The 11,591-nt window shown below is 76.3% G+C and carries 15 protein-coding genes; 9 read left to right on the forward strand and 6 right to left on the reverse strand.

Annotated elements, in window-relative coordinates; translation table 11 throughout:
• The first annotated feature begins 4 nt into the window (after positions 1–4).
• The 3 genes from ACQP1P_RS18810 (at position 5) to ACQP1P_RS18820 (ending at position 2,753) form a co-directional block, all read left to right on the forward strand.
• Positions 5–910, forward strand: a complete 906-nt coding sequence (locus ACQP1P_RS18810; protein ID WP_433087977.1) for an oxidoreductase — start codon at positions 5–7, stop codon at positions 908–910.
• 103 nt (positions 911–1,013) lie between these two features.
• Positions 1,014–2,129 carry a glycosyltransferase gene (locus ACQP1P_RS18815; RefSeq protein ID WP_433087978.1) on the forward strand — a complete coding sequence of 372 codons (1,116 nt, stop codon included), beginning with the start codon at positions 1,014–1,016 and terminating at the stop codon, positions 2,127–2,129.
• Between the two features lie 72 nt (positions 2,130–2,201).
• Positions 2,202–2,753 (forward strand): hypothetical protein, encoded by a 552-nt coding sequence (locus tag ACQP1P_RS18820; protein ID WP_433087979.1) that lies wholly within the window; start codon positions 2,202–2,204, stop codon positions 2,751–2,753.
• 14 nt (positions 2,754–2,767) lie between these two features.
• Here ACQP1P_RS18820 and ACQP1P_RS18825 read toward each other — a convergent pair whose 3' ends face one another.
• From ACQP1P_RS18825 to ACQP1P_RS18835, 3 genes are read right to left on the reverse strand one after another with little or no spacing between them, the layout of a single operon-like run.
• Positions 2,768–2,977, reverse strand: coding sequence for a hypothetical protein (locus tag ACQP1P_RS18825; RefSeq protein WP_433087980.1), 210 nt, complete (start codon positions 2,975–2,977; stop codon positions 2,768–2,770).
• Between the two features lie 7 nt (positions 2,978–2,984).
• Positions 2,985–3,257 carry a DUF3618 domain-containing protein gene (locus ACQP1P_RS18830; protein WP_433087981.1) on the reverse strand — a complete coding sequence of 91 codons (273 nt, stop codon included), beginning with the start codon at positions 3,255–3,257 and terminating at the stop codon, positions 2,985–2,987.
• A 59-nt stretch (positions 3,258–3,316) separates the two neighbouring features.
• On the reverse strand, positions 3,317–3,769 hold the full coding sequence (locus ACQP1P_RS18835; protein ID WP_433087982.1) for an anthrone oxygenase family protein: 453 nt from the start codon (positions 3,767–3,769) through the stop codon (positions 3,317–3,319).
• 371 nt (positions 3,770–4,140) lie between these two features.
• Between ACQP1P_RS18835 and ACQP1P_RS18840 the strand changes: the two genes are divergently transcribed.
• Positions 4,141–4,830: a TetR family transcriptional regulator gene (locus ACQP1P_RS18840; protein ID WP_433087983.1), complete on the forward strand. Its 690-nt coding sequence runs from the start codon at positions 4,141–4,143 to the stop codon at positions 4,828–4,830.
• A gap of 117 nt (positions 4,831–4,947) precedes the next feature.
• A complete protein-coding gene (locus ACQP1P_RS18845) occupies positions 4,948–5,865 on the forward strand; it encodes a DUF3500 domain-containing protein (RefSeq protein WP_433087984.1) in 918 nt (305 codons plus the stop codon).
• A 395-nt stretch (positions 5,866–6,260) separates the two neighbouring features.
• Here the strand turns inward: ACQP1P_RS18845 and ACQP1P_RS18850 are convergent, their stop codons facing one another.
• Entirely contained in the window at positions 6,261–7,082 is an 822-nt protein-coding gene (locus tag ACQP1P_RS18850; protein WP_433087985.1) for a transglutaminase-like domain-containing protein, read from the reverse strand.
• A gap of 54 nt (positions 7,083–7,136) precedes the next feature.
• Between ACQP1P_RS18850 and ACQP1P_RS18855 the strand changes: the two genes are divergently transcribed.
• From ACQP1P_RS18855 to ACQP1P_RS18870, 4 genes are all read left to right on the forward strand, one after another.
• On the forward strand, positions 7,137–7,541 hold the full coding sequence (locus tag ACQP1P_RS18855) for a DUF6158 family protein (protein WP_433087986.1): 405 nt from the start codon (positions 7,137–7,139) through the stop codon (positions 7,539–7,541).
• A 67-nt stretch (positions 7,542–7,608) separates the two neighbouring features.
• A complete protein-coding gene (locus ACQP1P_RS18860; protein WP_433087987.1) occupies positions 7,609–7,866 on the forward strand; it encodes a hypothetical protein in 258 nt (85 codons plus the stop codon).
• 12 nt (positions 7,867–7,878) lie between these two features.
• Entirely contained in the window at positions 7,879–8,943 is a 1,065-nt protein-coding gene (locus tag ACQP1P_RS18865) for an NAD-dependent epimerase/dehydratase family protein (protein WP_433090050.1), read from the forward strand.
• Positions 8,944–9,050: 107 nt separating this feature from the next.
• Positions 9,051–9,383: an STAS domain-containing protein gene (locus tag ACQP1P_RS18870; RefSeq protein WP_433087988.1), complete on the forward strand. Its 333-nt coding sequence runs from the start codon at positions 9,051–9,053 to the stop codon at positions 9,381–9,383.
• Here ACQP1P_RS18870 and ACQP1P_RS18875 read toward each other — a convergent pair.
• Together ACQP1P_RS18875 and ACQP1P_RS18880 are read right to left on the reverse strand one after the other, a co-directional pair.
• Positions 9,367–10,419 carry a glucose 1-dehydrogenase gene (locus tag ACQP1P_RS18875; RefSeq protein WP_433087989.1) on the reverse strand — a complete coding sequence of 351 codons (1,053 nt, stop codon included), beginning with the start codon at positions 10,417–10,419 and terminating at the stop codon, positions 9,367–9,369. The two genes, ACQP1P_RS18870 and ACQP1P_RS18875, sit on opposite strands and share 17 nt — an antisense overlap.
• 40 nt (positions 10,420–10,459) lie before the next feature.
• Positions 10,460–11,461, reverse strand: a complete 1,002-nt coding sequence (locus tag ACQP1P_RS18880; protein ID WP_433087990.1) for a hypothetical protein — start codon at positions 11,459–11,461, stop codon at positions 10,460–10,462.
• Positions 11,462–11,591 lie beyond the last annotated feature (130 nt).

Consider the following 11,591-nt stretch of genomic DNA (forward strand, 5'->3'; position numbering starts at 1 on the left):
GCAGATGACCGGATGGACCACCGCCGACATGCCCGCCCAGCACGGCCGGATCGCCGTCGTGACCGGCGCGAATTCGGGCCTCGGCCTGGTCACCGCGACCGAGCTGGCCCGGCACGGCGCCCGGGTCGTGCTCGCCGTGCGCAACACCGCCGCCGGGGCCGAGGCCGCCCGGCGCATCGGCGGCGCCGTCGAGGTCCGGGAGCTGGACCTGGCGTCGCTCGCCTCGGTGCGCGCGTTCGCGGCGGGGCTGTCCGCCGACCATCCCGCCGTCGACCTGTTGGTCAACAACGCCGGCGTGGTGCTGCTCGGCCCCCGCCGGCGCACCGCCGACGGCTTCGAGCTGCAGCTGGGCACCAACCTGCTCGGCCACTTCGCGCTGACCGGGCTGCTGCTGGGCACCCTGGCCGCGGCCCCGGCGCCCCGGGTGGTGAACCTGAGCTCGATCACGCACAAGACCGCGCACCTCGACTTCGACGACCTGATGTTCGAGCGCGGCTACCGGGCCTCGTCCGCCTACGGCCGGTCCAAGCTCGCCACCACCGTCTTCGGCGTCGAGCTGGACCGGCGGCTGCGCGCGGCCGGGTCGCCGATCGTCAGCGCCCTCGCGCACCCCGGGCTGACCCGCACCAACCTCACGCCGCGGGCCTGGGAGCACCGCGGGCGGCTCGGACGCGTGATCGCCCGGGCCGGGCTGATCGCCACCCAGCCGGTCGAGCGCGGCGCGCTGCCGCAGCTGCGGGCCGCGACCGACCCGGGCGTGCGGGGCGGGGAGTTCTTCGGGCCGGCCGGGCTCTTCGAGACGCGCGGGCGGGTCACCGAGGCCCGGCTCAGCCGCGAGGCGGCCGATCCCGCGGTCGGCCGGCGGCTGTGGGCGGCGGCCGAGGAGCTGACCGGGGTCAGCTTCCTATGAGCGCGACGACGAGGTTGTGGTCCGACAGGCCGCCCGCGTCCTCGACCGTCGCGCGTCCGGGACTCCTTCGCGGACCGCGACGGCGGTGCAATAATCCGGGTCCATGCGCGTGCTCTTCACCGCCGTGCCGATCCACGGGCATCTCCTGCCGCTCCTCCCGCTCGCCGAGGCCGTCGCCGCCGCCGGGGACGACGTGGCGTTCGCCGTCCCCGAGTCGCTGACCGGGCTGGTCGGCGGGCTGCCGGTGCTCCCCGCCGGGCCCGGCGTCGACGACCTGCTCGCCGAGAACGACCGGCGCACCGGCGGCGCCGACATGCACTCGGGCTTCGAGCCGGTGGCCGAGCTGTTCGCGGGGACCCTCGTGGACACCTCGTTCGACGCGGCGCTGCGCCGGGCCCGGGAGTTCGGGGCCGAGGTCGTGGTCGCCGACGAGTACGACACGATCGGGCCCATGGTCGCGGCCACGCTCGGGGTGCCGCTCGTCCGGCACGCGGTCGGGCTGCCCGTGTCGCCGCCCGAGCTCGGGCCGGCGATGCAGGCGCGGCTGGCCCCGCGCTATGCCGCGCGCGGCCTCGCCCGGCCGGCCCGCCTGGCGCTCGTGGACCTCTGGCCGCCGGCGCTGCACGGGCCGGGGTGGGTGGCGGCGCGGGACCGGCTGGCGATCCGGCCCAGGGCGTACACCGGAACCGAGCCCTTCGACCTGCCGGCCCCGGCCGGTTTCCGGGTGCTCGTCACGCTCGGGACGGTCCTGCTCGAGGCCGGGCCGCTCGACGCGCTCGTCGACGCGGTGGCCGCACTGGACAATGTGGACGTTCTGGCGACGGTACCGGCCGGGCTCCCGCGCTCACTCGCCGACGCCCGGGCGAACGTGCGGTTCGTCGGCTTCGTGCCGATAGCGCAGCTGCTCGACGCGGGCGTCAGCGTGGTCCTCGCGGCCGGTGGCGCCGGGACGGTGCTCGCCGCGCTGAGCCGGGGCATCCCGATGGTGCTGTGGCCGAAGGGCGCCGAGAAGCCGCAGAACGCCGAGCGGGTCGTGGCCGCCGGGGCGGGCATCGCGATCGACGATCCCGCACGCGCCGCCGAGGCGGTCGCCGAGGTGCTGCGCGAGCCGTCGTACCGTCGCCACGCCGAACGCGTCGCCGCCCAGATCGCCGAGGCCCCGGACCCCGCGGCGGTCTGGGCCGCCCTGCGTCCACGCATCGGCGCCGCCGGAACCTGAGCCGTTCGGCCGATCGATTCCGGGTGCCGCAACGCATTGCGCGGCCGGGCCGGGCGGCCGGACAATCGTCGCGTGCACACCGCCTATGCGGAGATGGTGGCCGCGTTCACGGGGAGCCGCCTGCCGGTCCCACCGGTTCCCGAGCCGCTGCGGCCGCGGCTGCGCACCGTGCGCGACTGGTGCTGGGCGACGCGCGAGATCGACGGTTTCCGGATGTACATGTTCGAGCCCGACTTCCCCGCCGACGTCCTCGCGGCGCGCGTGCCCGACTACGTCGCCGTGAGCCACGCGGGGCACGGCGTGAACTCGTACGCGATCAACTACCACCTCGTCCACGGCCCGCTCGCGGTGCTCCTGCAGGTCGGCTGGGGCGGCATCTACACCGACAACAGCGCCGCGTCCCGCCGTCTCGGGGAACTGTTCCGCCGCTGCGAGTCCCTGCACGAGGCGGCCGCGGCGACGGCCGGCGGCCGGGTCCTGTGCGTCTTCAGCCAGCTGCGCGGCATCTCCGCGTGCGGCCGCGTGCCGGCGCGAGCGGACGGCGACGTCCACGCGTTCGTGACCGACCACCGCACCGCGGGCGAGGAGGCGTTCGACGTCGCCGAACGCCTCCTGACGCCCTGATGCCGCGGCGGCGCTCAGCTGGTGCTGGTGGTGGTGGTGGTGCCGAAGGTCGTGCTCGGCGGCGTGGCGATGTTGCGGGCCGCCTCGCTGAGCTGGCCCAGGGTCGGGTTGGCGCGGACCTGGCGCGCGTTGTCCACGATCTGCTCGTACTTCGCGCGGCCGGCGCGCGTCCCCAGCACGTAGCCGACGGCCAGACCCGCGGCGATGGGCAGCAGCTTCATCATGTCTCCCTCAAGAACGTCGATTCGGGCGGCGGCCACGCAGGGCGATCGCGACGATCGCTCCCACGACCATCGTCGCCCCGGCGGCCAGGACGAGCCGGGTGCGACGCGCCGAGAGGCGCGCCACGGTGCGGTGCACGGTGCGGTCGGCGGCGGCTCTCGCCCGGGCCTTGACGTCCGTCTTCGCGGCCAGAGCCTCGAGCGTCTCGCCGAGGGCGGCGCGCGTGCGCACGATCTCGGCCCGCAGCGCCTCCGGGTCGTTGACCCGACCGTCCGCCGTCACCCCGCTCACCTCCCGCATGTCGCCGCAGCTGGCGTTCCCCCGGGCGAGGAAGCCGAAACCTATCCCAGTTGTACCGCCAGTGCCGTCACGAAACAGCCGAAGCCCACGATCGCGGCCGAGGACCGCAGCACGTCGAGGCGCTGCCACCGGGCGACCGTCGCGCGCCAGTCCGCGGGCGGGGCGTCGGGGTCCCAGCCGACGACCTTCATGTTGATCGGTACCGTGCCCAGGAACGAGAAGCCCAGGAACGCGGCGAGGGCCGCGATCCCCGCCCACCGCCAGGCGACCCCGGGGCCGCCGGCGAGGACGAGCAGCGCGACCGCGGCGGCGACCGCCGGCAGCATGATCGCGGGCACCACGACGCGCAGGCTGCGCACGAGCGCGACGCGGGCCTGGATGTGCGCGCGGTCGTCGAGGCGGAGCAGGGCCGGCTGCACGCCGTAGCGGACGATGAACTCCTCGCCGGCGAGGAGCCCCGTGAGGATCAGGGTGAGCGCGTGGAGCACCGCCATGGACACCTTCTCTCGGTCTGCGTTCTCTCGGTCTGCGTTCTCTCGGTCTGCGTTCTCTCGGTCTGCGTTCCCGTTCTGGACGACGAGCTCCCGGCGCCGCTTCGGGGCGCCCTCTCGCAGCCGCTCCCCGCAGCCTCGGGCACGACTTCGCTGCTACTTCTCACCCGGAGCCGGCGCGTTTCCAAGCGGCCTTGCCGCCTCGGGCACGACTTCGTTGCTACTTCTCACCCGGAGCCGGCGCGTTTCCAAGCGTCCTTGCCGCCTCGGGCTGTTCCATGTTCGGTTGTCTCCCACCCGGACCAGGCGAGTTTTTCAGTCGCTGCAAGTTTACGGTAGCAGGATTTCTGCAGCGGCTGAAGTACGATGGCGGAATGAGCGACACGGCGGTCACCTGGCTGCCCGACGGCGCCGCGGGGGAGGAGACCGGGGGGCTGCGGGAGCGCAAGAAGCGGCAGATGCGGGCCCGGCTGTCGGCCACGGCGACGCGGCTGTTCCTGGAGCGCGGCTTCGACGACGTGCGGGTCACCGAGATCGCCGAGGCGTGCGGGGTGTCGGAGCGGACGGTCTTCAACTACTTCCCGACGAAGGAGTCGCTGCTGCTCGACCGCTTCGACGACACCCTGACCGCCCTGCGCACGGCCCTGGCCGACCCGGGCTCGGCGCCGCTGCCGGCCGCGCTCGCCGTGCTCGACGCCGAGCTGGACGGCCTCACCGCCTGGCTCGCGAGCCAGCCGGACCCGGCCGCCGCGAGCGAGACCCTCCGCCGCTTCCGCGAGCTGAGCACCAGCACCCCGGAGCTGCGCTCGCACCAGCACGACATGATCGACCGCCTCACCGAGACCGCCGCGCGCCTGCTCGCCGACCGGTCGGCCGCGCCCGAGCCGGCCCCGGCGGCCCACATCGCGGCCGTGGCGCTGCTCGGCCTCTGGCGCGTGCAGGCCGCGAGCCTCCAGCGCCGCCTCGCCGCCCACCACCCGCCCGACCGCCTGCGCACCCTGGTCGCCGCGGACGTCCACATCGCGGCGGCGACGATCGAGCCGGTCTTCCGCGGGTTCGGGTAGAAGACGATCGAGCCGGTCTTCCGCGGGTTCGGGTAGAAGACGACCGGGCCGGTCTTCCGCGGGTTCGGGTAGAAGACGGCCGAGCCGATCCTCCGCGGGTTCGGGTAGAACTGGTCCATGACGACTGCCGCCGCCATGCGGGCCGAGGCCGCCCGGCTGTTGCACGCCGCGCCGGCCGGAGTGCGCGCGCCGTTCGGGGACGTGGGGAAGCGGCGCTGGATCGAGTACCGGCCCGCGCCGCGCCCCGGCGTCTCGCTCGGCGAGCTGGACCCGGACGCGCGCAAGGCCGCCCACCGGCTGCTCGCCACCGCGCTGCGCCCCCACGCGTTCGCCCAGGCGATGGGCATCGTCGCGCTCGAGGAGGTGCTGGACCGCAAGGAGGGCTACGGCCGCGGACGGCACAGCGACGACTACCGCGTCATCGTCTTCGGCGAGCCCGGCCCGGCCGGCCGCTGGGGCTGGCGCTTCGAGGGCCATCATCTCTCCGTCACCATGACCCTCGACGGCGACGCGGTCTCCCCGACGCCGGTGTTCCTCGGCGCCAACCCCCTGGCCACGTACTACCGCGGCCGCCCCGTCCTGCGCCCCCTCGGCCCCGAGCAGGACCTCGCGTTCGACCTGCTCGACGCGCTGCCCGAGTCGCTGCGCGGGCACGTGCTGCGCCGGCCCGAGGCGCCGGCCGACATCTACAGCGGACCGCGCGCCGACGTGGTGCCGCCCCCGCCCGGCGTGCCCGCGGCCGAGCTGCCGCGGGTGGCCCGGGAGCGGCTGGACGAGCTCGTCGCCCTGTACCTCGACCGCCTCCCCGCCGACGTCCGCCTCGCCGTCGACCGTGACGCCCTCACGTTCACGTGGGAGGGGCCGCCCGAGCGCGGCGGGCGCCACTACTATCGGGTGCAGGGGCCGGATCTGCTCATCGAGTACGACAACACGACCGCCGACGGCAACCACGCCCACACGGTGCTGCGCCGCCCCGAGTCCGACTTCGGCGGCGACCTCCTGCGCGAGCACCGGGCCGAACACCCGCACACCTGACCCCACCCCGCGCCACCCCGCGCCGCGCCGCCCCGTGCCAAGCGGGGCCGCCGCCGCGCCGCCCCGCCCCGCGCCAAGCCGGGCCAAGCCGGGCCGCGTCGCGCCAAGCCGGGCCGCGTCGCGCCAAGCCGGGCCGCGTCGCGCCAAGCCAAGCCGGGCCGGGCCAAGCCAAGCCGGGCCGGGCCGTGCCAAGCCGGGCCGGGTCGTGCCAAGCGGGGCCGCGCCGCGCCAAGCCGGGCCGCGTCCGCCGCGGGGCAGGTCGCCGCCGAAGGTTGCGCTGAGGCGCGCCGACACCCCGCCGAGCTGCGCCGGGCCGAGCCCGGCCGCGCGTGGAGCGGGCCGGTGGCCGCGGGCGGGCGACAGGGCGTGGCGGCCCCGCCGTGCGCCCGCGCCGGTCAGGGGAGCGAGACCAGGCCGGTGCCGTCGTCGAGCGGCAGGTCGCCCCCGGCGATCGCGTGAACCTCCATCGTGGACAGTTCCGCGAGGCCCGACTGCACCGTGGCGAACGCCGTCGTCGCCGCGTCCGCGCCGGTCGCGATGCGCAGCAGGCTCGGCCGCGGGGCGAGCCGCGTCGCGTCGACGACCCGCCACACGTCGCCGATCGCCACCTCGGCGACGGCGTGGAAGTCCATCGGGGACAGCCCGGGCGCGTACACGGCCGCGGTGCGCGCCGGGATGTCCAGGGCCCGCACCAGGGCGGCGACGAGGTGCGCGAAGTCGCGGCAGACCCCGGCGCCGGCCAGCAGCGTGTCCGCCGCGTCGGTGGAGCCGGTGCTCGCCCCGGCCCGGTACTCGGTGTGCTCGTGCACGTACGCCACCACCCGCGCCACGGCATCGGCCACCGCCGCGGCGTCGAAGGGGTCGACGGGCCCGAACTGCCGCAGCGCGAAGCCGAGCATGCGGTCCGACGGGCAGTACCGGCTGGGGCGCATGCCCACGATCCGCTCCAGCGGCGTCACCCGCGCCGGCTCGCCCGCGAGGGAGGCGTGCGCCTCGTAGGTGATCTCCAGCCGGCCCGGGCCGCCGCGCACCACGTGCAGCCGGCCGCCGTCGCCGGTCTCGACGAGCGTGACCGGCACCGGCTCGCCGTCGAGACGCACGCCGAGGTCGTCGTGCACCCTGACCCCGGGGCGGCGCGCGGCGGCCACCTGCAGCACGATCTCCGCCGCCCGCTCGACATCGAACGCGAGCGAACAGCCCGCCGTCACGTCCGTCACGGGCGCACCGTACCGACTTTGTTGCATCGGCGCCATCGGGGGTATCGGGGCCGCATGGACGAGGTCGAAAAGCTGCTCGACGCCGTGTACACCGGGCGTGAGCGGGTCACCCGCGAGGAGATCCACCGGCACGCGGTCGCCGTCGACGCGCCCGCCGGGGTCATCGACGCGGTGGAGACGCTACCGGAGGGGGAGTACGCCTACGACGAGGCCAGCGAGGCCCTCGCCCAGCTCGCCCCGCCCGTCATCACCTCGGGTGGCGTCCCGGCCCAGGCGCTGGACGACTCCGATCTGTCGCGGGAGCTGCGGCACCTGCACGAGACCCGCGACGACACGTTCCGGCACGGCTCCGCGCAGGCCCTCGCCAACCACGACAGCCGCACGGCCGAGCTCGAGGCCGAGTACCTGCGCCGGTTCCCGGACCGGGCCGTCGACCCTCAGCGGGTTCGCCCCGATTGACGGGGATCGGGTGGGGTATCGGGGGAATCGACCGCGACAATCCGCCGCAGACCGAAGGAGCCGCGCCATGGCGCTCAACGACGATGACATCACCACCACGCCCGCGGGCTCCGGGGCCGAGGGGCCGGCGGACGGCGGCGCCGTGCCGAGCGCCCATGACGGCGGCGCGGACGGCGGCGCGGGGACCGGCGAGGGCACCGCGGACGGGGGCGCCGACGTCGAGGGCCAGGACGGCGGGGCGGACGGCGGTGCCGACGAGGGCCCGGCCGACGGCGGCGCGGACCCCGGCACCCACGACGGCGGCGCGGACGGCGCGGCCCGGTAGGAGGCGATGACGATGCGTGTGGTCGTGGTCGGGGCGTCGGGCAACGCCGGCACCGCGCTGCTGCGGCGCCTGCGGGCCGATGGCGACCACCGCGTCGTCGGTGTGGCGCGGCGGATTCCGGGCGGCTCGGAGTACTCCGAAATGGTGTGGCACCCCTGTGACATCGGCGCCCCGGACGCCGTCGGCACGCTGACGGACATCTTCCGCGGGGCGGACGCCGTGGTGCATCTGGGCTGGCAGATCCAGCCGAGCCACGACCGGGCCGTGCTGCGGCGCACCAACGTGGACGGCAGCCGGGCCGTGGTGGACGCCGCGATCCAGGCCGGGGTGGGCGCGCTCGTCGCGGCGTCGTCGGTCGGCGTGTACGCGCCCGGCCCGAAGGACCGCCGCGTCGGCGAGGACTGGCCCGCGACCGGGGTCGCCGCCTCGTCGTACAGCCGCGACAAGGTGGCCCTCGAAGGGCTCCTCGACGCGGCCGAGGACCGGCTGCGCGTGGTGCGGCTGCGCCCGGGGCTGATCTTCCAGCGCGACGCCGGGACGGAGATCGCCCGCTACTTCCTCGGCCCGCTCGTCCCCGTGCGGCTGCTGCGCTTCGGCCGCGTCCCGGTGATCCCGGCGCACCCGCGGCTGCGGCTGCAGGCCGTGCACGCCGACGACGTCGCCGACGCCTACGTGCGCGCGCTCACGTCGGACGCCCGCGGCGCCTACAACATCGCCGCCGACCCGGTTCTCACGCCCGAGCTGGCGGCCGAGCTCTTCCACGGCCGGACGGTACCGGTTCCGGCGGCGGTACTGCGCGCCGCGGCCGCCGCCACCTGGCACGCCCGCCTCCAGCCGGTCGACGCCGGCTGGGTGGCGCTGGCGCTGTCCGCACCGCTGTTGGACACCACCCGGGCGGCGACCGAGCTGGGCTGGCGGCCCGCGGTCGACGCGTCCGAGGCCCTGCGCGAGCTCGCCGCCGGCATGTCGCACCGGGCCCACGCCGGCAGCGCCCCGCTCTCCGGGCGCGCGAGCAGCCCCGGGCGCCTGGGCGGGCTGTTGCGCGGGCGGCTGCCCGGCACCGGTAACCCGTACTGAGTAGGCCCTTCGGGGGACCCCGGACGTCGACCGTCCGACGATTCGCGTCCTCGCAGTGGGTACTGCGGCCCGCCGGCACGGCCTACCGTGACCGGCGGTGATGCTGCATGAGCTTCGAGACCATGGAAATGACGACGGTCGTGCGCCGCGAGTCCCCGCGCGTCGTGCGGATGGCGGTGCGCGGCGACCTCGACGCGGCCAACGCCGACCTGCTCCGTGGCGCGTTCCAGGACGCCGCGGGTGACGGCGGGGCCCGGCTCGAGGCCGACCTGAGCGGGGTCACGTTCTGCTCGCTGGCCGGGCTCAGCGTGCTGCTCGGCACGCGCCGGTCGCTGGGCGAGCGGTTCGTGGTGCTGGCCGCCCCGCCGGGCGTGCGCCGGCTGCTCTCGGTGCTGCAGATGCCCGACGCGCTGGGGCCGGCGCTCAAGAGCCCAGCGTGAGGACCACCTTGATGTCGTCGGGCCGCGACTCGAGGGCCTCGGCGAAGCGCTCCAGCGGCACCCGCCGGGTGATCAGGCTCGCCAGCCAGGCCGGGTCGGCGGCGGCCAGGGCCTGCGCCGCCGCGGTGTAGTGCCGCGGGTTCGCGTTCACCGAGCCGACCACGACGTCGTTCTCCAGCACCAGGCTCCGGTTGGCCCGGCCGAGGTCGACGGGGATCCGGTGGCCGCTCGAGGAGACGCCGGTCAGGCACGTCACGCCGTAGGCCGCCGTGCCCGCGATCGCGTCGAGGACGACCGGCGGGGCGCCGGTGGCCTCGATGATGACGTCGGGCCGCAGGCGCTCGGCGGTCTCGGCGACGGGGCCGCTGTGGTACGTCGCGCCGAGCGCCCCGGCCGCCCGCGCCTTCGGCCCCGCCTCGGCGCGGTCGAGCACGTGGACGTCGAGGCCCCGCTGCACCCCGAGGAGGGCCGCGAGCAGCCCGATCGGGCCGGCGCCGGTGACCAGCACCCGCTCCGGCGCGAAGTAGGAGCGCGCGCCGACCCGTTCGACCTGGTCCCAGGCCTTGGCCACGACCGACGCGGGCTCGAGCAGCACCCCGGTCTCGGCCAGGCCCGCGTCCAGCGCGACCGCGAACTGCGGCTCGACGCTCCAGAGTTGGCTGCCGTACCCGTCCAGCTCCTTGATGCCCCGCTCCGTGTACTCCCCGTTGCGGCACATGTCGAACTCCCCGTGCGCGCAGGCGGGGCACGGGCGCGGGTCGGGCCGCCGGACGATGCCCACGACGAGGTCCCCGGGCGCGAACCCGGAGCCGGCGGGGGCCTCCCGCACGCGGCCGAGGGACTCGTGGCCGAGGACGAGCCGGTCGCGGCCCGGCGGCGCCCAGCCGTACTCGCCGGCGGCGATCTCGCGGTCCGTGCCGCATACGCCCAGGGCCAGGCCCTCGACCAGCAGCCGCCCGTCCCCGGGCGGCGGGTCGGGCACGTCGCGGACCTCGGCCGAGCCGGGCTGCAGCGGAACGACGGTCAATGCGCGCATGCGGCCGTGGTACCCACTGGGCCCGCCGCGCACTCGCTCGCTAGGGCGTGACGGAATCGGCCGCGTGCGGGCCGGGCGGCGAGGGTTCCGGGCCGAGCGGCGACGGTTCCGGGCCGGGCGGCGACGGTTCCGGGGCGGGCGGCGACGGTTCCGGGGCGGGCTGCGCCGGCTCGCGCAGGCGCGCGGGGAGCCGGCGGGCCAGCACGCCGCCGGCGGCGACGATGGCCAGGGCCCACACGGTGCCGCACAGCAGCCCGGGGAGCATGCCGGCGTCGGGCACGTTGACGGCGAGCGCGGCACCGTAGGCGGCGGCGGTCGCGAGGACGAGCACGGTGGCGGTGCCGGCCCGGGAGCGCGGGCGGCGCGGCAGGCCCGACAGCAGCACGACGACGGCGGCGAGGGCGGCCGCGGGCCAGGTCGGGTCGAACGGGGCCGGCTCGGTGCTCAGGCGCGGCACCGGCGTGTAGAAGCAGCAGCCCTCGCCCGCGTCCGGCGCGCCCAGCCGGTGCCAGGCGTCGCGGGCGTCGCGGTACAGCAGCCCGTCGCGGCCGTTGGCGACGAACAGCACGTGCCCGCCGGGCACCGCGTGGGCGACGATCGAGCGGGAGGCGAGGTGCTCGGCCCGGTCGCCGAGGCCGGGGTAGCCGTCGGCCAGCGCGGCGTAGGCGGGGCCGGTGATCTCCCACACGGTGCGGTATTCGCCGCTGCCGCCGTTGTCGCTGCGCTGCACCTTGAGCTCGCCGCGCCACACGCGGTAGCAGGCGCCGGCCGCGCAGCCCTCCTCCATCGCCGCACTGTGGACCTGCCGCTCCTCGGCGTCGTCGACGGCCTCGCCGCGGTCGTCGACGACCCACCAGGCGCCGCGGCCGGAGCGCTCGGTGCGCACGAGCACGGTGCCGGGCCGCGCGCCCTCGACGACCTCGGTCACCTCGCCGATGTGCCGGAGGTTCTGCACGCGCAGCCGCGCGACGAGTCCGTCGAGCCCGGCGCACGCCAGCAGCACGGCGGCGAGCACCGCGGCGACGACCCCCCGTTTGCGCATGGGACCACGATGGCAGGGCCGCATCAAGGCCGCATCACGAATGGGGCGGCGGATCCCGGGCAGGGGATCCGCCGCTCCCGTGTTCGATTCCGCCCGCGGTTCGCAGTCGATAGGGCAGTACGAATGCGGG

Origin of the sequence: Dactylosporangium sp. CA-052675 (assembly GCF_050947935.1) — a bacterium.
Classification (GTDB): Bacteria; Actinomycetota; Actinomycetes; order Mycobacteriales; family Micromonosporaceae; genus Dactylosporangium.